Annotated in this window: 16 protein-coding genes, 1 tRNA gene, 1 other RNA gene and 1 pseudogene; 12 read left to right on the top strand and 7 right to left on the bottom strand. The window is 66.3% G+C overall.

What is annotated here, in order from left to right; all coding sequences use genetic code 11:
• Positions 1–363 precede the first annotated feature (363 nt).
• A complete protein-coding gene (locus ACV7NQ_RS17700; RefSeq protein ID WP_463365712.1) occupies positions 364–546 on the top strand; it encodes a DUF397 domain-containing protein in 183 nt (60 codons plus the stop codon).
• 88 nt (positions 547–634) lie between these two features.
• Here the strand turns inward: ACV7NQ_RS17700 and qcrB are convergent, their stop codons facing one another.
• Complete coding sequence (gene qcrB, locus ACV7NQ_RS17705; protein WP_463360687.1) at positions 635–2,287, bottom strand: cytochrome bc1 complex cytochrome b subunit; 1,653 nt, start codon at positions 2,285–2,287, stop codon at positions 635–637.
• A 175-nt stretch (positions 2,288–2,462) separates the two neighbouring features.
• On the opposite strand from qcrB, the gene ACV7NQ_RS17710 reads away from it, so the two are divergent.
• The 3 genes from ACV7NQ_RS17710 (at position 2,463) to ACV7NQ_RS17720 (ending at position 8,853) form a co-directional block, all read left to right on the top strand.
• Entirely contained in the window at positions 2,463–4,064 is a 1,602-nt protein-coding gene (locus ACV7NQ_RS17710) for a wax ester/triacylglycerol synthase domain-containing protein (RefSeq protein WP_463360688.1), read from the top strand.
• A gap of 583 nt (positions 4,065–4,647) precedes the next feature.
• Positions 4,648–5,631, top strand: coding sequence for an alpha/beta hydrolase (locus ACV7NQ_RS17715; RefSeq protein WP_463360689.1), 984 nt, complete (start codon positions 4,648–4,650; stop codon positions 5,629–5,631).
• 606 nt (positions 5,632–6,237) lie between these two features.
• Positions 6,238–8,853 (top strand): AAA family ATPase, encoded by a 2,616-nt coding sequence (locus tag ACV7NQ_RS17720; RefSeq protein ID WP_463360690.1) that lies wholly within the window; start codon positions 6,238–6,240, stop codon positions 8,851–8,853.
• A gap of 674 nt (positions 8,854–9,527) precedes the next feature.
• On the opposite strand, the gene ACV7NQ_RS17725 is transcribed toward ACV7NQ_RS17720, so the two are convergent.
• Together ACV7NQ_RS17725 and ACV7NQ_RS17730 are read right to left on the bottom strand one after the other, a co-directional pair.
• Positions 9,528–9,612, bottom strand: a tRNA-Ser gene (locus tag ACV7NQ_RS17725).
• A 55-nt stretch (positions 9,613–9,667) separates the two neighbouring features.
• Entirely contained in the window at positions 9,668–10,639 is a 972-nt protein-coding gene (locus tag ACV7NQ_RS17730) for a hypothetical protein (protein ID WP_463360691.1), read from the bottom strand.
• Between the two features lie 120 nt (positions 10,640–10,759).
• On the opposite strand from ACV7NQ_RS17730, the gene ffs reads away from it, so the two are divergent.
• Positions 10,760–10,854: signal recognition particle sRNA small type (gene ffs / locus ACV7NQ_RS17735), an RNA gene on the top strand.
• 190 nt (positions 10,855–11,044) lie between these two features.
• A complete protein-coding gene (locus ACV7NQ_RS17740; RefSeq protein WP_463360692.1) occupies positions 11,045–12,334 on the top strand; it encodes an aminotransferase class I/II-fold pyridoxal phosphate-dependent enzyme in 1,290 nt (429 codons plus the stop codon).
• A gap of 54 nt (positions 12,335–12,388) precedes the next feature.
• Here the strand turns inward: ACV7NQ_RS17740 and ACV7NQ_RS17745 are convergent, their stop codons facing one another.
• Complete coding sequence (locus tag ACV7NQ_RS17745) at positions 12,389–13,195, bottom strand: methyltransferase domain-containing protein (RefSeq protein WP_463360693.1); 807 nt, start codon at positions 13,193–13,195, stop codon at positions 12,389–12,391.
• 199 nt (positions 13,196–13,394) lie between these two features.
• Between ACV7NQ_RS17745 and ACV7NQ_RS17750 the strand changes: the two genes are divergently transcribed.
• The 4 genes from ACV7NQ_RS17750 (at position 13,395) to ACV7NQ_RS17765 (ending at position 18,153) form a co-directional block, all read left to right on the top strand.
• Positions 13,395–13,964, top strand: coding sequence for an HhH-GPD-type base excision DNA repair protein (locus ACV7NQ_RS17750; RefSeq protein WP_463360694.1), 570 nt, complete (start codon positions 13,395–13,397; stop codon positions 13,962–13,964).
• 148 nt (positions 13,965–14,112) lie between these two features.
• Complete coding sequence (locus tag ACV7NQ_RS17755) at positions 14,113–14,832, top strand: hypothetical protein (protein ID WP_463360695.1); 720 nt, start codon at positions 14,113–14,115, stop codon at positions 14,830–14,832.
• A 277-nt stretch (positions 14,833–15,109) separates the two neighbouring features.
• A complete protein-coding gene (locus ACV7NQ_RS17760; protein WP_463360696.1) occupies positions 15,110–16,456 on the top strand; it encodes an MFS transporter in 1,347 nt (448 codons plus the stop codon).
• 404 nt (positions 16,457–16,860) lie between these two features.
• Complete coding sequence (locus ACV7NQ_RS17765; protein ID WP_463360697.1) at positions 16,861–18,153, top strand: ROK family protein; 1,293 nt, start codon at positions 16,861–16,863, stop codon at positions 18,151–18,153.
• Between the two features lie 90 nt (positions 18,154–18,243).
• Here the strand turns inward: ACV7NQ_RS17765 and ACV7NQ_RS17770 are convergent, their stop codons facing one another.
• Complete coding sequence (locus ACV7NQ_RS17770) at positions 18,244–19,872, bottom strand: DUF2207 family protein (RefSeq protein WP_463360698.1); 1,629 nt, start codon at positions 19,870–19,872, stop codon at positions 18,244–18,246.
• A gap of 261 nt (positions 19,873–20,133) precedes the next feature.
• On the opposite strand from ACV7NQ_RS17770, the gene ACV7NQ_RS17775 reads away from it, so the two are divergent.
• Entirely contained in the window at positions 20,134–21,051 is a 918-nt protein-coding gene (locus ACV7NQ_RS17775) for a neutral zinc metallopeptidase (protein WP_463360699.1), read from the top strand.
• Positions 21,052–21,120: 69 nt separating this feature from the next.
• Here the strand turns inward: ACV7NQ_RS17775 and ACV7NQ_RS17780 are convergent.
• Positions 21,121–22,354, bottom strand: a pseudogene (locus tag ACV7NQ_RS17780) (ammonium transporter).
• A 167-nt stretch (positions 22,355–22,521) separates the two neighbouring features.
• Positions 22,522–23,346, bottom strand: a complete 825-nt coding sequence (locus tag ACV7NQ_RS17785) for a hypothetical protein (RefSeq protein WP_463360700.1) — start codon at positions 23,344–23,346, stop codon at positions 22,522–22,524.
• A 439-nt stretch (positions 23,347–23,785) separates the two neighbouring features.
• Here ACV7NQ_RS17785 and ACV7NQ_RS17790 point away from each other — a divergent pair, with 439 nt between their 5' ends.
• Entirely contained in the window at positions 23,786–26,200 is a 2,415-nt protein-coding gene (locus ACV7NQ_RS17790) for a DNA polymerase III subunit gamma and tau (RefSeq protein ID WP_463360701.1), read from the top strand.
• Positions 26,201–26,334: the final 134 nt, after the last annotated feature.

The raw sequence follows: 26,334 nt of genomic DNA on the forward strand, positions 1-26,334 counted from the left end.
TCACATCGACACAAAAGTTAGCGGTGCACCAGTGGTCCGAATGAAAGTCACCGACCTGGCAATGTCTCCGCAACATTTCATCTTCGCAAGATTGGCAGATGCGATGATCGAGCGAGCAAGACATCGGCAAATTGTCGATGAACCTGCTAGTCTTTAGCCCGCGGGGACAACCCCGGGGGTGTATTCCACCTCGAAGCGCAGTGCGATCGCGATGCACCGTGAAAGCGGCGCGCTACCACAGAGCGCACCACGGGATTCGGCGTTCCCGCCGGGTGCCGGTGCTAGTTAGAACGATGTCAGAAGAATTCTCGTTCTCGACGCAGCAAAGGAGCTAGGGTCGTGGAGGTTGATTTTGCGGGTGCTGTGTGGCGCAAGAGCACATACAGTGGCCCTGACGGGAACTGCGTGGAAGTCGCATTTACCGTCGACGGCAATGTAGCGGTTCGCGACACCAAGAACAATGGATATGGCCCGGTGTTGGCATTCGCGCCGGATGAGTGGGACGCATTCCTAACGGGAGTAGCGGCGGAGTTCAGACGCTCTTGAACCACATGAGCATCTGAACCAGCCAGCATAGGCCCCGGGTCGACAAGGACTTGGGGCCTTCGCGCTGTTCAAGGCACTTTTGCACTGCTCATGGGCGGTGCCCGCTGCCTGACCCGTTGCCGCGGTGGCCGTTGGTCTGCTCCTGAACCCGGCGCAGTACCGCGAGCTGTTTGTGCTCTTCTTCGTGGTCGACGGTCCGATTGCGTTCGGACTCCTGCCGCGGGTCGGCGCGGAAGAAGCCGCCGGTACCGGGCTTACCGGCCGCGCCCAGCTTGCTCATCTTCTTCGGTACCGGCGCGCCCTGGTACTCCAGCGGGATCGGATGGCCGTGCTCATCGACCGGGCCGAGCGGCTGATGAATCTCGATGTACTCTCCGTGCGGCAGCCGCTTGATCACACCGGTTTCCACGCCGTGCTCGAGCACCGCGCGATCGCTGCGTTGCAGGCCGAGGCAGATTCGATACGCGATGAAGTACGCGGTCGGCGGCGCGATCAGAATGCCGATCCGGCCGACCCAGGTTGTCGCGTTCAGTGAGATGTCGAACTTGTAGGCGAGGATGTCGTTGACGCACGACAGCGTCAGCACCACATAGAAGGCGATCACCATGGCGCCGATCGCGGTGCGCACCGGCACATCTCGCGGCCGCTGCAGCAGGTTGTGGTGCACGGTGTCCTTGGTCAGGCGCCGCTCGATCCACGGATAGGTGATGAGCAGCGTGAACACCAAGCCCATGATCAACGCGCCCCAGACCGGCGCGGGCACCGTATAGCGGCCCAGATACAGCTCCCATGGTGGGATCAGGCGCATCATGCCGTCGGTCCACATCATGTAGAAGTCCGGTTGCGAACCCGCCGACACCTGAGACGGGTTGTACGGTCCCATGTTCCAGATCGGATTGATCTGCAGCAGGCCGCCCATGATCGCGACGATGCCGAGGGTGAAGGCGAAGAACGCGCCCTGATCCAGGGAGAACACCGGCACGATGCGGGTGCCGACCACATTGTTCTCGGTGCGGCCCGGGCCCGGGAACTGGGTGTGCTTCTGATACCAGACCAGCGCGATATGGGCGGCGATCAGCGCGAGCATGATGCCGGGCAGTAGCAGCACGTGGGCGATGAACAGGCGCGGGATGATGATCGTGCCCGGGTAGTCGCCGCTGAACATCAGCCAGTGCATCCAGGTGCCGATGATCGGGATGCCGAGCGTGATCGACGAGAACGCCGCGCGTAGGCCCGTGCCCGACAACAGGTCGTCGGGCAGTGAATAGCCGAAGTATCCCTCGAACATCGCCAATATCAGCAGCAGTGAGCCGATCACCCAGTTCGCCTCGCGCGGCTTGCGGAATGCGCCGGTGAAGAAAATGCGGAACAGGTGCACGATGATCGACGCCGCGAAAAGCAGTGCGGCCCAATGGTGTACCTGGCGGACGAACAGACCACCGCGCACCTCGAAAGAGATGTTCAGCGCCGTCTCGTAGGCCCGCGACATGGTCACGCCGCGCAGCGGCTGGTAGGTGCCGTTGTAGATGACCTCGTTCATCGACGGGTCGAAGAACAGGGTGAGGTAGACGCCCGATAGCAGCAGGATGATGAAGCTGTAGAGCGCGATCTCGCCGAGCAGGAACGACCAGTGGGTCGGGAAGACCTTGTTGATCGACCGTTTGACGAATGCCGCGGCCCGATATCGCTCATCCGCGGCATCGGCTTGTGCGCTGAGCTTGCGACTTACCTGACCAACCATGATCGACACCCCGCCCCTCGGGTGAATGATACGTAGTTCTACTACAGACGGTAGCAGAGGAGCGGGTCGAAATCGATAGGTTTCGTCGAGCGCAGGTGCGGAGCAAGATCATTCAGCGATTGGGGGCGCCGCCGCCGGGGCGAACGACGGCCGATATCGTCGATAGGTGAGCTCCGTGGCACCCCAGGACGCGACGATGTACTGGTTGTCGGGCCGCACCCGCAACGATCTGTTCCTGCTGTATTGCTTTGCCGATTCCGGTCGGCCCACCACGGAACTGCGCGCCCTCGTCGCGCGGCGCAGCGCCCGGATCGCCGATCTGCGGGTCCGGCTGCGCGAGGTCCCCGGGAATCTGGACTATCCGTCCTGGACGCCCTGCGATTTCGCCGCCGAGCAATTTGTGGAGCATGCCCTGCCGGAAGCGAATTGGCCGAGTGTGTCGAATGCGCTCGGCAAACTACTCGGCACCGGAGTGGACGCGGCCGGACGCCCGTGGCGATTGCATGTTTTCCGCGGCGTGCTGGGAGCCCCGGGGCAATTGTCCGATGGGGAGCCCGCGACTGTGGTGGTGCTCCAAATGTCGCATGCGTTGGCCGATGGGGTGCGCGGAGCGCACATTGCCCGCGAGTTATTCGCGGAACCTGCCGCGGTCGGGGCGGGCGGCGTCGGCCACCCGCCGAAGGCCGACTCGGCTGTGCGGGCGGCGGAGATGGTCCAGACTTTGCGGCCGATGCCTGAGTCGGCTGGGCAGGCGCCGGGAGTGGTCCAGACTTCAGGGCCGACGTCTGACTCGGCCGTGTATGCGGCGGAGGCGGTGCCCACCCTGCGGTCGACGTCCGATCCGGTTCATGCGGGGTTGGAGATGGCGCGGGAGCAGGTCGGCCAATGCCGGTACCCCTTCCTACCCTCGGCCACACCGACGTGGGCTTCCGCACTGACCGATTCAGCGCTGGGACTGCTGCGCATGCCGATCCAGCTGACGCGAACCGCCCTGCGTGGTTATCATGCCTACCGGGCGCAGCAGGAGTTGGCCGAACTTACGGCAGCCGGTCAATTGCCCTCGCCTGGGACGGATTTCGCGCCCAGCCTGGTCAACCGGCCGATCGCGGTCCAGGCGCCGGGCCATGTGGCGCGCATGCTCGTCCGTGACGCGGGCCCGCTGCGCGGCACCGACTGGACCGTCACGGTGGTTGTCCTGACGGCGATTTCGATCGCGCTGCCCCGCTACCTGGAGTCGCGCGGCGAACCGGTCGACCGCCTCGGCGCCCAGGTTCCAATGGCGCTGGCAGGCCCGCAGTCCGCCGCCCGCAACAACTACCGCAGCCTCGGCGTCGACCTGTTCATCGACGAACCGGATCTGCGCGTTCGGGCTGGCAAGATCGCGGCGGCGCTGTCCGATCGCCGAATCCGCGCCCAACACCCGCTGCTGGCGGCGCAGGATCGGGTCACCGCCGTCGTCCCGGCCCCGCTGCTGCGCCGCGACATCGACCGCTATCCCATCGACACCGTCCCGGACTCCATCGCCGGACACACCGTGGTGTCGAGCGTGTATCGCGGGCCCGCCGACCTGACCTTCGGCGGCGGACGAGTCCTCTTCACCGCAGGCTTCCCGGCCATCGGCGCGGTGATGAACCTGACCCACGGCGTGCACGGAATCGGCGACACCATCACGATTTCCGTGCACGCCGACGCTTCGGTACTTCCCGACATCGACATCTACACCGGCCTGCTCGACACCGCATTGCGCGAAGTGGCCGCGGCTGACGGCTACGCCTGAGTGCCGGTATGCTCGTCGACGCGCTCGACGCTGCTGCGCGCCCGCTCGACCGCACCGATCAGCAGATCCGGGTCGATCAGTCGCCTCATATGGCATAGACGTGTCGCAGCCTGGTTCGGTTCGAGCACACGCGGGAGCAGGCGTCTCCGGGCCCCTAGCTAGGTAGCCGCTATAGGTAGATCCGTCGGTATCTGCCGATGCGTGGCGCCGCCCTACTCGCTGAGCATTGCTGATGGTCAGGTTGTGGGTTTCGTGGCCGGAAGTTGTGGGTTTCGTGGCCGGAAGGATCGACAAGGTGCGACGCATACAAATTTGGGCGGGCAGGCGTGGTCTTGCGTACCGACTGCTGCAGCGTGGCCGGTCGGTCACCTCGATTGCGGACCGAACCCCTCGGGCCGCGCTGTCTGGGGCGGTGTCCAGCACACAGGGTGAAATTTCGGTCAACGTCCGATCTCGAAGCAAGTTGTCTTGCTGCGGCACCGACCGGACCGACCGGAGAACCGCGATGACCACGGAAGTCCTGCGAACCGCCCCGCAACCCGCAGTGTCGTCAGTGATCGTGGAACGGCCGAACCAGGCAAGTATGGGAACCCGGATCGCCAACCCACTGCTGCGCGGCACGGTCGGGCTCGGGTTGGCAACCCTGGCGCGGATTGGCGGCTACAGCCAGCTCGAGCAGATGAGGTGGATCGGCCGTCTCGCCGATCTCCCGGCCACCGTGCTCGTCCCTCCGAACGGCACCAAACGCGCGACCGCGCAGTTGGAAAGGTTCCGCGCCGAATGGTTATGGCACGACGAGTTGGCAGACCCACGGCAACGGCAGGACTCTGCGCTGCTGTACTTCCACGGCGGCGGGTACATCAGTGGCAGCCGGAATACCCATCGGCGCCTCGTCGCCAAGATCGGACGAGCCAGCCGGATGCCCGCGTTCAATGTCGACTATCGACAGCTGCCGAAAGCGCACTTCACCGAGACACTCGACGACGCGGTCCAGTCGTATCAATACCTGCTCGAGCAGGGCTTCCAAGCTGAGCGCATCATAGTGTCCGGCGACTCCGCGGGCGGCGGAATCGCCTTCCGGCTCGCGCTGGCCACTCGGGAGCGGGGATTGCCGATGCCCGGCGGCATCTCCGCGATCTCACCATGGGCCGACTTCGACTCGACGACGCGCAACGCCCACCCCAACCGGCACCGCGATTCCTACCTGCCTTCACGGTGTATGGAAGTAATCGCGCGGCAAGGTTTTGCCGTCAACGGCAAACTCGACCCGACATGGTCGCCGGTCAACCACGACTTCACCGACCTACCATCGGTCCTGATCCAGGTCGGCTCCACCGAATGCCTGCTGCCGGACGCCGAGTTGCTGGCCCGACGCTGCGCCCAGGCTCAGGTCCCGACACGGCTGCAGATCTGGGACCGCGCCCCGCACGTCCACCACGTCGGCTCGGATCTGCTCTGCGACGCCCGCGCCGCGATCCACGACCTGGGGCAGTTCCATCGGCAGGTGATCACCGGACAGAATCCAACGGGCCGGATATCAGTTCACGACCGACGACATGTCAGTTAAGGCCATGACAGTGACCATCGTCGTGACACGCGCTCGGGGCAATGGCCGGCCACCGAGCACGAGATGCCCGATCCGCACCAGCGCGGGTCGGGCTGCCCGGCCAACGATCACGGCTGGAATGCAACGCCGATGAACGGGGTGGGATCGTGGCAGCGGGACCTGTGCCACATACAGGTGCGGTTCATGTGTCCGCCGTTGGAGTTGGACTACCAAGACGACCGCGCGGTGGCCGACCGGTTCGCTGCTGCCGCCTACAAGGTCGGTGCGGCCGTCACAATCGACAACAACCTCAGCGGCAGTTGGCCACCCTTGCCATGTCGCAGACTATGGACATGAACCATCAGCAACACACTCGAGCCCGATCAACAGGCGGTCTGCCAGGACAATAGGAGGACAACCCGATCAGCGGCACCGCCGGCACGTTGGTCGAGCGCGCCGCGCGGCTGGTGCGGCTGCACCAGCACCCATCCGAACGAGCACACCCGGGCGCCTGGAGAATCAGCCCTGATCGAGGCAAGCCCGGTGCCTGGCCGATATCGATCAGCTCCCGGCGGCGCCGGCTATAGCAGCGACCAGCGGCGTGTTTGGGCGACTACGCTCGGTATTATGTCGGCGACACGCCGAGAACGTGCTGGGGATCCGGTCGCGGCAACGGGTGATTTCGTTGGTCGTGGTCCGGAGCTGGACAAGATCAGTACCTTACTGGTGGGTTCGGCTCGGTTGATTACGTTGATCGGCCCGGGCGGGATCGGGAAAACACGACTCGCAACCGAGATACTCCGCCGATTCGGCAAAGCTGGGCGCATACCGGTGTATTGGGTGCGGTTGGCGCGGCTGGCCAAGGGCTCGGATGTGGCCGCGATCGAGGACGAGGTCGCGGCCTCGGTGATCGATGCCGACTTCTCGGGACGATCGGGGTGGGACGCGCTTGTGGATACGTTGACCAGGACCGACGCGGTGGGGCGGAATCTGCAGACGGTGCTGGTGGTGGACAATTGTGAGCATGTGCTCGCCGACGCCGGTCGCCTGATCGCGGAGTTGCTGGAGGCGGTGCCGGGATTGACCATCCTGGCGACCAGCCGCGAGGCGATCGGGTGGGTCGATGAACATGTCATCGTGGTCCCCCCGCTGACACAGCAGCAAGCTCTGACGTTGTTCCGGCAGCGCGCCGTACTCACCGATCATCCGATCACCGACACCGATCAGGTTGCGGTGGCCGGCCTGATTTGTCGTCATGTGGACAACCATCCGCTGTATATCCGCTTAGCCGCGGCACGGCTGCTTCGGCAGCCGTTGACGATGATCCTTCAGGAGTTGAGCGGCGAGGCGACCGACAAACGGATGCGGTGGTCGCATGGGCCTCGGGTGGGTGCGGAACCACGCCATCAGGGGGTTCGTGACGTCATCGCCTGGTCCTATGACCTGTGCCAGGACAAGGAACGGCTGCTTCTGGACCGGATGTCGGTCTTCGCCGCGGGATATGACACCAACCCCGAGGACGACACCAGCTCCGCCCTGAATGTCGGTGCCGACCTGGAAGCAATCGAGGTGGTTTGCGGCGACGATCCGGCACCCGGACACGACCGGGGAAACGGACAGGCGATGGTGAGCGTGGCAACCGAGGAGGTCGAGGGCCTGCTCGAGCGTCTCGTCGACCAGTCGCTGGTAACCCGTCACATCACCCCGACCACAGTGCGGTACTCCCTGCTGGAAAGTATTCGCCTCTTCGCCGGGCGACAGCTGGCGGAACGTTCCACCCCGGAGGTGGACGAACCGGCGCGGCTCGCACAGCGTCACCGCCGCTACTATCGGGACAAAGTCGTTGCGGCGCAGCTCGATTGGTTCGGTCCCGCCGAGCATGAACTGCTGGACTGGGCTCGCGCGGCGTGGGACAACATTGTGACCGCGATCGAGACGAGCCTCACCTCCGGCGAGCCGGCACTCGGTTTGGAGATCTCCACGGGTCTGATTACCTTGCCCATCTTCAGAGGTTCACCCCGGGAAATGCGTCACTGGACCGAACGCACGCTACAGGCCACCCACGCGTGGACCCCGCAGACGACCGAACTCCAACTTGCCGCGATGACCTTGACCGGATGGCTCTTTTTCCTGCAGGGCAGGAACGACGATGTCGAGTGGATGCTCGAGGAATGCGCCGCCGTCTGCGTCGGTGACCCGAAGGCCCGAGAGAATTGGCGGCAGACGCCGGAAACCGACACAGGTCTGCCCGCTCCCCTCGAATTCTTGTGGGGGTTGGAACTGATGATGGCCCACCGAGACCCGAGAGCCGTCACTGTGTTGGCACGCGCCCGTGAAAAGTTCCGTGCCCTCGGCGATCGTGGTGGCGAGGTGATGAGCGAGCTGAACGAGGGCTGGGCCGCGAGCTTCCTCGGATCGGCACAGCAGGCCCTCGAGATCACAAGACGCCACCTCGATCACGTCACCGCGTCCGGATCTGGGTCGACGAAATCCTGGGCCGAGATGACATGGGCGATCGCGTTGACCAAACACGGTGATCCCACCGAGGCGTTGGCAATCGGGCGCGCAACACTGGCACACCAGGAAGCTGTGGAAGACCAGTTGGGCGCGTCGATGGCGGTGAATATTCGGACATGGTCATTGGCGCAGATCATCAGCGACTTGATCGCGGCGGGAAGTACCGACCGGGCGAGGCTCAAGGCATTGGCCACCGAAACCGGTCAACTCGCTGGAGGGGCCACAACGCTGCGAGCGGGGCTAAGTGTCAATTTTGAGGATCTGGCGCTCATAGCCGCTGAAAACGACAATGCGATCGTCGTTGCCCGCCGCGTGTTGGGGCCTGAGACGTTCGCCGCCGCCTATAGGCAGGGCTCCCTGCTGCGTCCCGGCCTGCACGAGGTGCAGCGCCTGGCGCTGGGCACACTGTCCATTGACAGGCTGCCGATGGACCATCCCGCCAGGAAGAACACCTCATCACACTGGGACGAGCTGTCCAGAGCCGAGCAGCAGGTCGCGATCCTGGCGGCGGCGGGATGGACGAACACCGCGATCGCGGCCCGCCGAGGCAACTCCCACAGAACCATCGACGCGCAGATGGCCGCGATCTTCCAAAAACTGATCATCACCTCACGAGAAGACATCATCGAACTCGTTCCCAAAGACCAGATCGGTGAGGTTCGGAAAGAAGCAGCCAGGCGGCCACACCGGACCGGACAACCACCACGTAGGCCGCGGCGACGGTGATAGATCGGGTATTAACCTCGACTTCGCGGAATCCAGGACGCACAAGCATGCCGAAGGTCATGGGTGCGTTGGCGTTTCCCGTTCAGCGGGTGGTCAGGAGCGTGGGACATCTACCCGGCCGGCGGCATTGCCCGCCGTCGCGGTCGAGTGCCTCGCTCACCCCGGCCGCCAAAGGTGATTGAACGCCCGCCGGCGTGCCTGGCCCGAGGGTAAGCATCCGGGCAGAATCGCGAAGGCCAGCAGCAGCAACGCGATGCGCCGGTACCGGCGGACATCACGAAGACAATCTTCGCAGGCCGGGCATTCGAAACGGACAAGCGCCTCCACTCCGCCGGACTCACGATTTTCAACGGCAGGCTGTCCGTGCTCACTGCACACTTCGGGCATCGATTCGAGAAGGATCAGTTCGATCGGTGTCGTCTGCGGGGCTTCTGGTCGGCACCTGCGACCGTGTGGCTGTGGCCGAGACCTCTGGCGCCCGACTCATCGTGCTGGACGGAGCAATGTCTCGAAACGACTCCGCCCAACCGCGCCATTCAGGGGAGCAGATCCCCTGATGGGCGGAAGCCGCCGACCTGCGAGCTCTGACCTATCTCGTAAGTGGTCGACGTTGTCTGTCAACAAACAACAGCAGGTCAGGACATCAAAAAACGTGTCCTGACCTGCTGTTACGGCGGAGGATAGGGGATTTGAACCCCTGAGGGCGTTAACCCAACCCGCGTTCCAGGCGAGCGCCATAGGCCACTAGGCGAATCCTCCGTGCAGCAGCATACCGGTTGCACCCCGTCGGTCGCCAAATGGGCCCTCGTCGAGGCTATTTGCGCAGGCCCGCCATGACTTTTCTGGCTTGGGCCTCGCAGGCGGCGGCGACGGCGGACTTGTCGATGGGGGTCTTCGAGTAGACGCTGATCTCGAGCTGGATCGAGAGGTTGCTGTCCAGTACGCCGATCGTGTAGTCCAGCGTGTTGAAGGAGCTGGACGCGTCCTCGCGGGAGGAGAAGTAGGCCTCCTCGCCGAGCCCGCTCACCGGGCCGGAGGCGCGCCCGGTGCCGGTGGTGCTGGTGGCCGTGTCCTTCCAGATCTTGTACGAGGGTGAGCTGTATTTGCTTGCGAAGTCCGCTTGCATGCTGAGGGTCGCGTCGTTGATGCCGGTGCCCTCGTTGCGCGCCCTGCAGTTCAGCGAGCCGCCACCCCAGCGCGAATCGGGTTGGTTCTCGGTGTGTGTGACGTCCTTCTGGTTGGGCGCCCACTGCCCGAGGATGTTCACGTCGACCAGCTTGCAGGAGTCGGTGACCTTGTCCATGGCGTAATTGCCCTCCCAGGACTTGTCGCCACCGCCGAGGCCGTTCGCCGCCACGATGAGGCCGCCGCCCAGGGCCGTCACCAGGACCAACGCGGCGATACCGCCGAGGATCCACGGCGTTTTGCTCTTCTGGCGCCGCGGCGGCATGCCGGGATACTGGCTGCCGTAGGGCGGCGGTGGGTAGCCGGGCGGCCCTGCGGGCGGGGGAGCGGGCTGCGCGTACTGCGGTGGTTGCTGCGCATACTGCGGTGCGTACGGCTGCGGTGGCGGCGTGTACGGCGCGCCCTGGGCATACGGCTGCGACGGGTAGGACGCGAACTGTCCGGGTGCGCCACGCACTATCGTCGGATCGGCGCCTGCCGTGCCCGAGCTCCCGGTGCTCGGAGACTCCCACCACGGCTCCGCCGCCTCGGCGGAGCCTTCGCCCGATGCGTCCAGCGGCGGCATCTCGTGGCCGCCGTGCGGCCGATTGTTGTCTGTCACCTGTACATCCCCTCGTACATAAGGAAAGCCCCTCCTATGTTGGACAGATCGTAGCCAGTGTTAGCGGGTGTGTGGTGGCCCCGGATATAGGGGTGTGATCAATAGGCCGCTACACTGGTCCACGGATCCCGCGCGGCGCGCATCCTGTGAACTCCCCCAGGGCCGGAAGGCAGCAAGGGTCAATGGGCTCTGCCGGGTGCGCGGGGTCCCCTTATTTATCGCTCGGGCGACAACGAAGTTCCATCCGCCTCCTGGAGCGTTGCGTGGGCGAAGGCCCGGCTGCAGATGTTCCCTCCAGTTCGAGGCAACCGCCGGGTAACGTGAACAACGGTTCGCCGACGCCTCACGCAGGTAACGGACGGACGTCCCCCTTGCCCCTTTTGCTGCTTCGAAAGGCTGCCCAGGATGCCCAGGCAAACGCAGATCGGTTTGATGAGCCACGCGGAGCTCGTGTCCGAACACGAGACCCACAACGCGAATTACGCGACGCTCAAGACCGAGAAGCTCACGCTGGATCTGACCAGGGGAAAACCTTCGCCGGAACAACTCGACCTCTCCGCCGACCTGCTCTCGCTGCCCGGCGCGGGCGATTTCCGCGATGGCGCCGGGACCGACTGCCGCAACTACGGTGGGCTGCACGGACTCCCGGAACTGCGCGCGATCTTCGGTGAGCTGCTCGGCATTCCGGTCGAGAACCTGCTCGCGGGCAACAACGCCAGCCTCGAGCTGATGCACGATGTCATCGCCTACGCGATGCTGTACGGCACCCAGGATTCCAAGCAGCGCTGGGCGGCCGAGTCCACGCTGAAGTTCCTGTGCCCCAGCCCCGGCTACGACCGGCACTTCGCGATCACCGAGGCGCTCGGCTTCGAGATGATCCCGGTCCCGCTGAACCATGACGGCCCGGACACCCACGCCATCGCCGAGTTGCTGGCCAACGACCCGCAGATCAAGGGTCTGTGGGCGGTGCCGAACTACGGCAACCCGAGCGGCGTGGTGTTCTCCGAAGAGGTTGTCCGGGAACTGGTTTCGATGCCTGCCGCGGCGCCGGACTTCCGGTTGTTCTGGGACAACGCCTACGCGGTGCATCCGCTGACCGACACCGCGGCGCCGGTGATCGACGTGCTCGGCCTGGCGGCCGCGGCCGGAAACCCCAATCGCCCCATCGTCTTCGCCTCCACCTCGAAGATCACCTTCGCAGGCTCCGGGGTCAGCTTCATCGGCGGCTCGACCGCCAATCTGGACTGGTACCTCCAGCACGCGTCGAAGAAGAGCGTCGGCCCGGACAAGCTCAACCAGCTGCGGCACGTGCGCTTCTTCGGCAACGCCGAGGGCGTGCGCGCGCACATGCAGAAACATCGGGCCATCCTCGAGCCGAAGTTCGCGCTGGTGTTGAAGATCCTCGACGATCGGCTGGGCGCGTACAAGGTGGCGTCCTGGACCGAGCCAAAGGGCGGTTACTTCATCAGCCTCGATGTGCTCGAGGGCACCGCGACCAGAGTGGTCGCGCTGGCCAAGGATGCCGGAATCGCGCTCACCGCAGCGGGTTCGACGTTCCCCTACCGGAATGACCCGGAGGACAAGAACATTCGCATCGCGCCGACCTTCCCGAAGATGGAGGAACTCGAGAAGGCAATGGACGGTCTGGCCACCTGTGTGCTGCTGGCCGCCACCGAGAAGCTGCTCGACAAGTAGCCGAACGCCAACGGGCGCATACCGATTCGGTATGCGCCCGTTGGCGTTTCGGAATCAGTGCGGCTTGTGGGCGAGCACGGCGAACATCGTCACCGACAGGTGGACATCGCCACTCTCGGCGCCCTGCTTCAGGTCGGCGATCAACTGGTCACGCTGTGCTTCGGTGATCACACCGCGCGCCACCGCCATTGCCGAGATGCGAGAGACCAGCGAACCCGCTCCGACGGTCCGGTCCTGTACCAGGGCGTGCGAGCCGATCTCGTCGATCACCAGGCCCGCCTTGGTGAGCAATCCCGGCAGCCTGCGCCCGGAGAACGGGTTGGTGGTCGCCGACACCAGCGTGTCGACGACCTCGCGAACGACCTGCCGGTCGCCCGGATGCACGATCGCCGTTCCCCAATCGCTGTCCACCACTACGACCCGGCCGCCGGGTCGCAGCACGCGCGCGATCTCGTTGGCAGCGCGGATCGGCGCGGTCAGATGTTGGAACACCCGCTCGCACAGGGCGGCGTCGAAGCTGTCCGCGCCGAAGGGCAAGCCGTAGGCGTCGCCGGAATGGAACTTGGCCGGTGACCCGGCCTGGGCGGCGCGGCGTTCGGCGGCGGTGAGCAGATGCGGGTCGGGCTCGACGCCGATCGCGGTTCCGGTCGGCCCGACCGCATCCGCGAAGGCAAGCACCTCCGAACCGGAGCCGCAGCCGATGTCGACCGCGTGTTCGCCCGGTTGCAGTGCGAGTGCGTCGTGGGCCCAGTTGCGCAGCCGCCGGATTCCCGGCAGTGTGGCCTGTAGATCGCGCACATCGACTAACTGATCCCGGCCCGCGCTGTCGAAGCGGTCCGGGCGTAACCCGAGCGTATCCATGGGTCCGATTCCGTCCCTCGTTATGGCCGTCGTCTGAGGCATGGCCGAGAGCCTACGCGCGACCCTATCTCATCGCACGACAGGTCTGTGGGGTGCGTCATGATTCGGTCATGGTGCCGATCCAGGTGGCCGGGACCACCGTCGTCGCCAAGTGAGATGATCGACAGCAGTCGAGCACATTGGCACAGGAGGATCGGCGATGAGTCGCAAGTTTTGCCTGGCGCAGGACCCCGAAGCGGACAAACTGCTGTCCGAGGATGATTTCGCCCTGCTCGTGGGCATGCTGCTCGATCAGCAGTTCCCGCTGGAACATGCCTTCCGCGGTCCGAAGAAGATCGCCGACCGGATGGGCGGACTGGACATCCATCGGATCGCCGAGGCCGATACCGCGGAGTTCGAAGAACTCTGTGCGACGCCGCCCGCTATCCACCGCTACGGGCGGTCGATGGCGCGTCGGACGCAGGAGCTCGCCAAGTACGTGGTCGAGCACTACGACGGCGACGTCGCCGCGATTTGGACCTCAGGCGATCCGGACGGCAAGGAAGTGTTGAAGCGGCTGAAGGCGTTGCCTGGCTACGGCGATCAGAAAGCGCGGATCTTCCTTGCGCTGCTCGGCAAACAGCTCGGAGTCGAACCGAAGGGCTGGAAGACGGCTGCCGGGGCCTACTCGGAAAAGGGGTCGCGCCGCTCCGCCGCCGACATCGTGGACGCCGAGTCGCTGTTGGAAGTGCGGGCGTTCAAAAAGCAGATGAAGGCCGCGGCAAAGTAGGAGCAAAGCAGGCTGCCCACTGGGCCCGGTTCGGTTGCGCCCGATTTGCGTAGTTGGAATCTGCCTGCATTTTTCCCTCGTCCTCGATCGATACCTCATTGATGCTTTGCCTCGGAAGAAGCTCTACCTGAGATGAGGGATGCAGTACATGAGGATGAGGAAGCTTGCCGTCGTCGCGGCGCTGGTGACCATGGCGACCGGGGTCGCTGCGGGCACCTCCGGCGCGGCACCGGCTCCCGAAAAGGGCAGCGACGCAATTAATTTCACAGCCCAGTCCACCGAGGCATCGTCGATCATCACGACCGATGCGGGCTCGCTCGTCGTCGAGGACGACGCTTTGAAGATCAAGGCGGCCAACGGCAACGTTGTCGCGGGCACCCCGCTGCACCTGCGCATCGACGACTTCGAGTTCCCGATCGCCGCCGACATCTCCGGCCGCACCGCGACGCTCACCCCGCAGATCGACCCGGCCAAGGCGGTCTACAAGCCGGTCGCGCTGCCCTTCGAGGACACCGCACCGTGGAAGACCCCCTACGACCGTGAGCAGGCTGCCTGGAACCGCCTGAAGGACACGATCAGCGCAGGCGCCACGGTCGGCACCATGGTCGGCGGTCTTGGCGGCGGGGCCCTCGGCTGCGCGCTCGGCAGCATCGCCGGCGCGACGGTCGCCGCTGCGACCATCGTCGGCCTGTTCGGTGCGTTCCTGCCCGCCGCGGTGATCGGCTGCATCGGCGGCATCATCGCCGTCGGCGCGATCGGCACCCTGGCCGGTCAGATCTTCATCACCGCGCCGGTGGCGATCGGTGCGGCGATCCAATACTTCACCACCATCAATCAGCCGTTTATTCAGCCGGCTCCGGCCAAGTAGACCGAACCGGCACCCGCGGCGGCCACCGCCGCGGAAACAGGCCCCGCCCAGTACCTTTCGACTGGGCGGGGCCTACCCAGTCCTCTCGACTGGGCGGGGCCTGCCGCATTCTTGGCCCGACCAGGAGGTTTGTGCGCCCACATTAGATGCATTGACAATTAATGCAGGTGCATCTAAATTAACCGACGTGACTTTGACGGCTACACCACTCGAGAACCAGACAGCTCCCTCGTCTGCCGAACACGCCCCCGGTCGCTGGGGGCCCAAGCTGTGGGCCGTGTTGTTCGTCGCCGGTCTGGCGATGTTCCTCGACGCACTCGACGTGTCGATGGTCGGCGTTGCGCTGCCGTCCATCGGCTCCGAACTTCACCTGGAGACCGCCGGCCTCCAGTGGATCGTGAACGGCTACATCCTGGGCTACGGTGGCCTGCTGCTGCTCGGCGGACGAGCCGCCGATCTGCTCGGACGGCGCCAGGTCTTCCTGACCGCCCTGGTCGTCTTCGGCGCCGCCTCCCTGGTCGGCGGTCTGATCGACGACGGTGGACTGCTCATCGCCAGCCGGATCGTCAAGGGCGTCGCCGCCGCGTTCACCGCACCGGCCGCGCTCTCGATCATCACCACCACCTTCAAGGAAGGTAAGGACCGCAACCGCGCGCTGTCGATCTTCACCGTCTTCGGTGCGACCGGCTACGCCTCCGGCCTGATCGTCTCCGGCCTGCTCACCGGCATCGACTGGCGACTGACCTTCTACGTCCCGGTGATTGTGGTCGCCGGTGTCGTCACCACCGCCTACTTCGTGGTGCCGCGCAACATCGAGAAGGAGCAGGGCCGCATCGACTTCGCCGGCGCCGCGCTGCTGTCCGGTGGCATGCTCGCCGCCGTCTACACCATCGTCACTGCACCCGAAAAGGGCCTCACCGCAAGCGTTGTCGCGACGGCTGTCATCGCGGTCGCACTGCTCAGCGCGTTCTTCGTGGTAGAGAACAGGGTTGGGCACCCGCTGGTCCGGCTGAGCATCTTCAGGGTCAAGTCCATCGTGCGGGCCAACCTGGCCGCGCTGGCAATCTTCGGCTCCTACATCAGCTTCCAGACGATCGTGTCGCTGTACCTGCAGAACACCCTCGGCTGGGATCCGCTGAAGATGGCGCTGGCGCCCACCGGCATCATCGTGGCAATCCTTTCGCCGATCGCGGGCAAGCTCATCGACCGCTTCGGCACCACCCCGATGATCATCGCCTCGATGGCCTCGTTCGTGCTCGGGTACGTGTGGTTCCTGGCTCTCGGCGGCAGCGCCGATCCGAACTACGTCGTGGACTACCTGCCCGCGTTCCTGCTGCTCGGCCTCGGCTTCGCGCTCGGCTTCTCTTCGGTCATGGTCCAGGCCACCGACGGCATCGCCGACCACGAGCAGGGACTGGCCTCGGGTCTGGTACAGACTTCGGGTCAGATCGGCGGCGCGGTCGTGCTGGCCGTCGTCACCGGCCTGATCAGCGGTGGCGCCGCCACCAGCATCGCCCAGTACCGGCCCGGCCTGTACCTGGTCGCGGTGGTCGCGCTGGTCGGACTGCTCGCCTCGGCCACCGCGCTGCTGACCCGGCGCGAACTGGCCGCCGAAGCCGCGTAGGGGGCTGAGCAGTCACCCGATGGGGTCGCCGGGTATCGGCGGCCCCATTCGGTTTTTCCTGGACAGGTTTTTCCTGGACAAATCGTGCGCTGGGCCACAGCGGATCGGAACATTATGTGGGGCAAGGTTTTCGGTGTAAAACCCCGATTCGGGGACCGCTGCGCGCGTCGAGGGGGCTTGGTGAGCGGGGGTTTCGGTGTTAACTTTGACCCCATGTCTGCTAGTCGCCCCACCGCTCTGCGGGTCACGTACGTGACCGCCGCGCTGGGCTTGCGGCTGCCATTGACACGCGAACTGTGTTGTCCCTGCCGCCGCAGCTGAACCGTTTTCCGGCTCGCTCGCTGCCTCGTCGCCACACATGTAGGCACGTCCCGCAGCCCGGGACTTCGGCAAGGAATCTTCATATGTCCCTCCCCATTCTCGAGCGACCCGTTTCGCGGGTTGCCACCGGTCGTGTTCGTGTTCAGCGCCCCGTCGTCGCGCCGGAACTCCGCATCGCCGACAACCCGGCGGCGGCCGTGCTCCGGTCCGCGACCGGCGGCCCGATATCCCGCGATAATGCCGCGCGCGCAACGGGTTTGAGCATCGCGACGGTCAACCGTCAGGTGTCCGCGATGCTGACCGCCGGGCTGCTGCGCGAGCGCCCCGACCTGACCGCATCGGGTTCGGTGGGGCGTCCGCGGGTGCCCTTCGAGATCGACCACGAGGCGTACCTGACTCTCGGCATCCACATTGGCGCCGCGGTCACCAAGATCGTCGTGGCCGACCTGCGCGGCCGGATCCTCGGCGGCTTGGCGATCGCCACCCCGCAGACCGGGCAGGACTTCGCGACCACCACCGTCGCGCGCAGCGCACGGGCCTTCCTGCAGCGCTGGCATCGGCGCAAACCGCTCTGGGCAGGTGTCGCGATCGGCGGCCGGGTCGACCCGCTCACCGGGGTGGTCGACCACCCCAAGCTCGAGTGGAAGGGCGTACCCGTCGGTGCGGTCCTCGGCGACGTGCTCGAGCTACCCGTTTCGGTAGCGCCGCACGTCGAGGCCATGGCCGCCTCCGAGTTGCTGCTGCCGACCCCGGAATTGCGGGACGCGGCGGCCCAGGGTCGTCCCTTCGGACCGGAGCGGGCCAGCAGCCTGTACTTCTACGTCCGCGAAACCGCCGGTGTCGCGGTCACATTGGACGGCCGCGTGCACACTCCCAGCAACGGGCCCGGTTCCATCGCGCACCTGCCGACCGGCTCCGATGTGGTGTGCCCATGCGGCAGGCGCGGCTGCCTCGAGGTGACCGTCGGTAACCGGTCGCTGCACGCGAGGGCCGTCGGGCGCGGGATCATCCCGGCCTACAACGGCACCGCGGGTTCGACTATCGCCGATCTGTATCGGGCGGCGGAGGCGGGCTCCGAGCCTGCGCGTGAACTGCTGGCGGAGCGGGCCACCATCCTCGGCCAGACCGTCGCGCTGGTGCGGGACATGCTCAATCCGGACCGGGTGATTCTCGGTGGTCAGGCCTTCACCGGGTACCGCCCGGCCGTGGCCCATGTGGCGCGCGCCTTCCAGCAGTCCTCCAGCCTGCCGCCCACCGACATCCGTATCAGCGGATTTGGCCGCAAGGTCCAGGAATTCGCCGCCGTGGTGACCTCGCTCAGCGCTCTGTATGCGGACCCGCTGTCCGCCATGCGGCGCGCCGCGGCGGTCGACTGATCGACTTACCGCGGAGAGGCTGACGGCTGGGCAACTGCCCGGCCGTCAGCTGGTCTGTGTGGCAGTGGAATCGGGCGAGGAACGCCCGGACTACCGTGTGCCGCCGGACGTTCCGAAGAGTCCCTCGAGCGCGGTGATGAAGTACGGGAAGTGGGCGGCGAAGCGCTGCAGGTTGCGGTCGCGTTCGAAACCGCCGAACCAGTAGATGCCGGGCTGCGAATCGGCGGCCGGGTTCAGGTCGCGGAAGGCGCGCACCCAGTTGTCGGCCCGGCCGCTGATGACGGTGAACGGCAGTGCCCTGGAGAACACCAGTTCCTGATCGGCGGGTGGAATGTGTTCGCGCGCAGTCGCGTCCAGTCCGCGCTGGAGGGCGCGGATCTGTCCGGCCAGGTCCCGGCCACGCGCCGTGCGGACCGGCAAGTAGCGCGGCAGTAGCAGGGTCGCCACGCCGGCGAGCAGGATCGCGACGCCGACTAGGGCGTGCCCGGAGGTGGTGGCGAGTGCGATGGTCGTGGCGATGCCCGCGACAATCAGGCCACCGCCCACCCAGACCGGCAGTCCAAGGCCGGACCGTCCGACGAACGCGCCGCGGGCGACCGCGTCGGCGAGCATGGCCTTGCGCACCGGCTCGGCCGGTACGCGGCCGGGTGCCCGCAGGTCGGCGACAGTGATCGAATCGGTGCCCTCGGGCAGCAGCGCCCAGTAGACCGCCTTCTCGTAATCACGCAGCTGGTCGTCGGGCGCGTTGACGCGATTGATCCGCCAGTCGGAGACGCTGATCGGAGTTATCCACAGATACCGGCGCACCGCGAGATCTACCACGGTGGCCGCGATGTCGGCGGGATCGGCATGCTCGTCGAGCACCAATCCGGCCTCGCCGGGCAGGATGCCGTCGGGGGAGGTGAACTGCACCCGATCGCCCTCGCGCAGCAGTGGATCGATCGTGTCCGAACCCGTTCCCGCCGCTGCGTTTTCGCGGCGCGCCTTCAGCACATACGCGGCCATTCCGACGAGCGCGAGCAGCAGTACGCCGAACGCGACGAGCACCGGTGTGGTGACGGCGAAGGGGCCCGACGCGCTGCCGTCGCGAATGTCGGCGTTGGTCGGCACGGTGCCGGGCGGCAGCTGCAGGGTGAGGTCGATGGAGTCGCCCTTATGCAGGTCGGACTCCTCGAGGAACAGCGCGCCGTCCGCCTCGACCTGTACGTCGTTGCATTTGCGCGCATTGGTGGGCGGACCGAGTTTGCAGTCCACGATGCCCATTTCGTAGCTCGGGCTGATCAGCGACGCGCTGATCGAGGCGACGTCGGCATTGATCACCCCGAGCCAGTGGAAGACCTGGGTCCCCGGCGCCTCGCTGACCGCGCCGTGGATCGCGTAGTTGAAGGTGGACTCGCCTGGCTTGGCGACGATGGTGAATTGGTCGTTGGCCTCCGTCGTGGTGCCCGCGCCCTGGGCGGCGACATCGGTGACCTTGAAGACGCGTTCGACATCCTTGCCCACCTGCAGGCGCAGTGGCAGCGACATCTTGAACTCGCCCTCGGGCGGCACGACCACCTTCTCGGTGACCTCCAGGACGCCTTGCCTGCTGAGTTTCAGATCGGCGGTAATGGTCACGCCGTTGGTTGCGGGCTCCGTGTGGGCAACTGGTGCGGCCGCGATCATTCCCGCGGTGGCGAGAATCAGCGCGCCTGCGGCGCCCCCCCGAAAAGTGAGCATGGCTGCCTACTCTAGACAAGTTGCTATTCTGCGTCAGCGGCTGTCGGCGATCATGAGATGAGGGGGTACGGGGGAGTGACACAACCACCGTACGGTTATGGACCGGTTCCGCCTGGTGGGCGCCCGGTTCCGCCGCCCCCTGGGTACGGCTACGGACAGCAGCCGGGCTATCGCCCGCCGCCGGCGTATGGCCCGCCGCCCGGATACGCTCCGCCGCCGGGCTTTTCGCCGCCGGGATACCGGCAGCCAATGCCGCCGCCGATGCCCTACGGCCCGCCCGGTCGTCCGCCCGGCCCGCCGCTCAAGCGTCGTGGTGGCGGCTTTGTCACCTTGCTGCTGGTCGTGGTGTTCCTGATCGCCGGTGCGCTGGTGCGGTTTGCGGTGACCACAGGCACGGTCGGCACCGACTCGTCGGGACCCGCGCCGAGCTTCACCTTCACCCCGGATCCGAACGGTGCGGCAGGCCGCGCCGAGACCGGATCCAACCCGCTGGTGACCGATCCCAACGCGACTTTGCTTCCGGCGCGGTGCAATTACGCGCCGTGGGGCACCCAGGTAGATACCGCGCGCAAGTTCTTCGAGACGGCCGCCGGTTGCCTGGAGGCGGCGTGGAAACCGGTGCTGGAGAAGGCGAATCTGCCGTTCCAGTCGCCGCTGCTGAATGTCAGCGCCACCACTGCGGGCATCACCACCCCGTGCACCGGCACCACCAGTAATTTCGCCGCCTTCTACTGCCCGGCGAACAAGACCGTCTACATGCCGATCAGTCAGCTGCAGACCGACCTGTTCAAAGACAATTGGGTGGTCTACCTGTCGGTGTTCGCGCACGAGTACGGCCATCACGTGCAGGCGATGTCCGGAATCCTGCGCAAGGCCAACAGCGATCGGGTCGACGCGGGCGCGCGCAGCGACAAGGGCCTGGAGCTCTCGCGCCGAGTCGAGTTGCAGGCCAACTGCTTCGACGGCATGTACATGGCCTCGTCGTCCGGCGGTGGTTCGCTGACCCCCGCACAGATCACCCTGGCTCGCCGCGACGCGCACGGCCGCGGTGACCAGCGCGGCGATATGCGCGATCACGGCACCGCCGAGAACGGCGGCGCCTGGTTCGAGACGGGTGTGGACAAAAACCGTGCGGCACAGTGCAATACGTTCACGGCGCCGGCCAACGCGGTGAACTGACCGGATGTCGGCGTAACAGCCATTTTGCACACCGCGTCAGCCAGGCGTTGGCGCTATTGGTGCTTTCGGTCAGCGATCCTGGTCGGTCGGGCCGCCGTGCGGGAACCCGAAGTATCCCTCGCCGAAGCGTCGCGGTGAATGGCCGTGCACGCCTTCGGCATACGCGGTTTCGGCGTGCAGTGCGAAGTCGATGCCCGCGGTCTCGTCTTCCGCGGTCACTCGGAAGCAGATGACGCGGTCGATGCCCTTGCCGAGGGCGAAGGTCACGCCGAAGGCGTAGGCCGCGACGACGAGCACGCCCACCAACTGCTTGCCCAGCTGAGCCAGACCGCCGCCGTAGAACAGGCCCTCGACGCCGCCGGTCATCACCTGGTTGGCGAGCAGACCGATCAGCAGCGTGCCGACGATACCGCCGACGAAGTGCACACCGACCACATCGAGCGAATCGTCATAGCCCGCCTTGAATTTCCAGCCGACCGCGAACGAACACACCACGCCCGCGGTGAGTCCGACGACGAGCGCACCGAGCGTGTTCACCGAACCGCAGGACGGTGTGATGGCGACCAGACCCGCGACCACGCCGGAGGCCGCACCGAAGGTGGTGGGGTGCCCGTCCCTGATCTGCTCGACAACGAGCCAGCCGAGCATGCCGAGGCAGCCCGCGACCAGCGTGTTCAGGAATACCGCTGCCGCAACACCATTGGCGGACAGCGCCGATCCGGCATTGAAACCGAACCAGCCGAACCACAGCAGACCCGCGCCGAGCAGCACGAAGGGCAGGTTGTGCGGGCGCATGGCGTCGATCTTGAAGCCGATGCGCGGGCCGAGCACGATCGCCAGCGCCAGCGCGGACGCGCCGGAGGCAATCTCCACCACCAGACCACCCGCATAGTCCAGCGCGCCGAAGGACGCCAGCCAACCGCCCGGAGCCCACACCCAGTGCGCGATCGGCACATACACCACCAGCGCCCACAGCGGCACGAACGCCATCCAGCCGGAGAACTTCGCGCGGTCCGCGATCGCGCCGCTGACCAGTGCCGCGGTCAAGATCGCGAAGGTCAGCTGGAAGGTGGCGAACAGCAATTCCGGCACCGACCCGTGCACCGCGTTCGGAGCGATGCCCGCCATCCCGAAGTGGTCCAAGTTCCCGATCAAGCCGCCGCCCGCATCGCCGCTGAAGGCGAGGCTGTATCCGGCGAGCAACCAGACCACGGGGGATCGCGATGAAGTTCATCATCAGCATGTTGAGTACGCCGGTCGAGCGCACCATCCCGCCGTAGAAAATGGCCAGCGCCGACGTCATCAGCAGCACCAGGGCTGTACTGATGAGCAGCCAGGCGGTGGCCGCGGGATCGATGGTTGAAGATACGGGTAACTCCTTTCACGCAGGAATGCGTTGCAAGGAAATTACCGAATGCTCACTGCCCGCCCGACCACCGCAGGTGCGTCAGCCCAGTACAGCAGGGTGCGTCAGCGTCGAGACTTGCGCGCAACCGCCCGCAGACCGCGACGGCCGGGAACCGGGAGTTCATCGCGTACCGCCATCCATTCGGCGGTGGTCAGCCACAGCTGCTGGGTCCGGGCGTCGGCGGTGTCGTGGAAGATCCGGCGGCCACGGTCGTCGCGCAGGTCGTGGGCGAGCGTCGACCAGCGCGGCGGTCGGTCATGTTCGGTCAGGTGCTCGTCCAGGAAGGTCGCGACGATGGCTCCGATGACGTTGACCGGTCGCAGTGAGACCCGGTTGCCATACTTGGCGGCATGGAAACGCCTCGCGGCGCAGAGTGACCCGGGCTCGGGGTTGGATGCGATCCAGCCCGCGCGCTGGGCGCGCTCGATCAGCCAGAGGTGTTTCACTGCGGTGGGCGCGATATCGCCGATTCGTTCCCGGATCAGCGTCATCACCGGTTCGGACTGCAGTACGTCGCGGCGGATGGGCCCGGCGCCGTATTCGGTCCAGTGGTCGTGGGCCAGCTGGGCGAGGACGCGGCCGAAGTCATCGATGCTGCGCTGCGCCCGCCGGCCCAGGCGTTCGATACGCGTGGCCTCGCGGCGCATCTCGTTCTGCGCGGTGAGGGTCCGGATGGCGGCCATGGTCGGCACCTGGCCACGCTCGAGTAGTTCGAGGATTGCCGCGGCGGTCGCCGGATCGGCAGCGGCGGCCACCGGCAGCGCGTCGCGCTTGATCGCGAAGTCCTGCGGGCTGATGGCGCGGCTGAGCAGATCGACAGCGGCGTGGTCGTCGGCGAGGTCGGTGCTCGAAAGCCAGGCGACGGCAATGTCGTCACACGACGGCACGATAGAACAGCCCTCCGGTGGAAGCGTGGAATTTGTAGTTGTGCCCCGGTCGGGATGAGGGACCGGCCGGGGCCACCAACCTGATGAAGGTTTGGCTACCGAAGTCGCCGATAACCACGGTAGCCAGCCGATTGCCTCGGTGTCACTTACCTTGACGGTTTCGTTATCTCTGGAAATGAGCCTCTAACCAGGGTGAAAGTTCAACTTAAAACTTGATAAGGAGGTGGTCAAGTGTCAAGTTTCCCGATTCGACCCCCGTCGTGCAGGTGATTGCTGGGGTATTGCCACTTTCGTCGCTGATCAAGGGGGGTTAAAAAAGGATCCTGCAGATTGTGATCTGCATCACATCTACTGTCGGAAATCTCTTGGTACCGCGCCGCGCCGGGTCCGCGGGTCGGCGGGAATGTTCTTTGTCGGTGCTCGCCGGTAGCCTCGGGCCGTGGCTCTGTACCGGAAATACCGACCGGCAACATTCGCTGCGGTAGTGGGTCAGGAGCACGTCACCGATCCGCTCAGCATTGCGCTCGACACCGGCCGAATCACTCATGCCTATCTATTCTCCGGTCCGCGCGGCTGTGGCAAGACCTCGTCGGCCCGCATTCTCGCGCGGTCGCTGAACTGTGTGCAGGGCCCGACCTCGAAGCCATGCGGCGTCTGCCCGTCCTGTGTTGCGCTCGGACCCGGCGGTCCGGGAAACCTGGACGTGATCGAGCTGGACGCCGCGAGCCACGGCGGTGTCGACGACACCCGCGAACTGCGTGACAGGGCCTTCTACGCGCCTGCGGAGTCGCGGTACCGGGTGTTCATCGTCGACGAGGCGCACATGGTCACCACGGCGGGCTTCAATGCGCTGCTGAAGATCGTCGAAGAACCGCCCGCGCACCTGATCTTCATCTTCGCCACCACCGAGCCGGACAAGGTGTTGCCGACCATCCGCTCCCGTACCCACCACTATCCGTTCCGGCTGCTGCCCCCGGCGACCATGCGTGGACTGCTCGGGAAGATCTGCGAGCAGGAGCAGGTCCCCGTCGAGGAGGCGGTGTATCCGCTGGTGATTCGGGCGGGCGGCGGCTCCCCGCGCGACAGCCTGAGCGTGCTCGACCAACTGCTCGCGGGTGCGGGCCCGGAGGGTGTCACGTATCCGCGGGCGGTTTCCCTGCTCGGCGTCACCGATGTCGCGCTGATCGACGACGCGATCGATGCCCTCGCCACCGGCGATGGCGCGGCGTTGTTCGGCACGGTCGATCGGGTCATGGAGGCTGGGCACGACCCGCGTCGCTTCGCCGTCGACCTGCTGGAACGCCTGCGTGACCTGATCCTGATGCGCGCCGTACCCGACGCCGTCGACCGCGGCCTGGTCGCAGGACCCGGCGATGTACTCGAGCGCATGCGTGACCAGGCGCAACGCCTCGGCCCGGCCACCCTGGCCCGGCATGCCGAACTACTGCACGAGGGCCTCGGTGAAATGCGTGGCGCCACCGCCCCCCGACTGCTGCTCGAAATCATCTGTGCCCGCATGCTGCTGCCCTCGGTCTCGGACGCCGAATCCGCCACCCTGCAGCGCATCGAACAACTCGAGCGCGGCATCGCGAGCGGCGCGACCGCGCCCGCGGCGGCCGCCACCCCGGCGCCCGCTGCTGTGTCGACCGGTCAGGCCCCAGCGCAAGCGTCGCCTCCCAGCGCTCCGCGCAGGCGGGGGGCCGAATTGCTGGCCGCCGCCCGCCGCGAGACCCGCGCCGCCAGTGATGGCCCTGGTCTGGGAGTCGCCGAGCCGGATCCGGCTCCTGAGCCGCCCCCGATCGCCGAGCGGACGTCAGTTGACGAGCCGTCCACCGGCGCCGAACCTGCCCCGGTCGCCGACCGTACGCCGATGGTCGAGCCGACTGCCATCGCCGAGTCGACCCGGGCGGTCGAGCCGACTCAGGCTGCGGAACGGACCCCTGCCGCCGAACCAAGCGCTCTAGGTGAACCGGCCGCGGTCACCGAGAAACCCGATGCCGCTGCTTTCGCGGCATCTCCGGAAACCGAAGCAGCGCAGCTGGTTTCGGCGCCCTTGCCGACGGTGCATGCGGCCGAGCCGGAAGTGCTCGCAGCGGCGGAGCCGGTGGATCAGGCAGCGCCGGCCGAGCAGGGCGCGGATTTGCTGCGGAAGGTCGAGGCCGCCTGGGCGGACATTCGGGCGAAGGTCCGCGAGTTCGGGCCGACGGTGCAGGCGTTGTTGTCCGGGGCGTCGGTGTCGCGGCTGGAGGGGAACGTGATCGTGTTCGCCCATCAGCATGCGCCGCTGGCCAAACGGCTGTCGGATCCGCGCAATCTGGAGGCGGTGCGATCGGCGGTGCGCGCCGTGCTCGGCCGCGATCACGAGGTGCGGTGGGAGGCCGGAGCGCCTGCGCCGCGACCTACGGCCGGGACCGCCGCCGGTAGGTCGCGGGGCGCGGCCGGACGTGACTCGGGGAATGCGCCCGCACGTGAACCTGGCGCCGCGGCCGGGCGTGGCTCGGATGCCGCCGCGCCGCCGCGATTCTCGCGACCGAGCCAGGCGCGGGGCGCGGTGTCCGACGCCGCGGCGGGCGCAGGCGCCCAACGACCGAGCCCGAGTCCGAGCCCGGACCTGCGGCCACGCGAGGGCGACGACGACATTCCGCCGCCGGACTTCCCCGACCTACCCGATGACCCGGGACCGGTGGACTACCCGCCGGTCGACGGTGTGCCGCCGCCTGCCACGCCGGAGGAAGAGCGGGAGATGCTCGCGCAATCCGCGGAGCCGGTGGCCCCCGGCGAGCGGCGAGACCCCGACGAGATCGCCATGGAGTTGCTCAAGAGTGAGCTCGGCGCCACCCGGCTGGACGGTTGACAACCACCGCCTCGACGACGTTAAGTTAACCGTAGTTCGCACGCCACGGTAGTATGAACGGGTGGGCGTGAGCTCAGGTATGGCGAAGTTCTATGGTGTGCCCAGGCGTCTGGGCGCCTAGAACATGCCTGCCG

The sequence above is a fragment of the Nocardia sp. Tas62D01 genome (assembly GCF_055232035.1).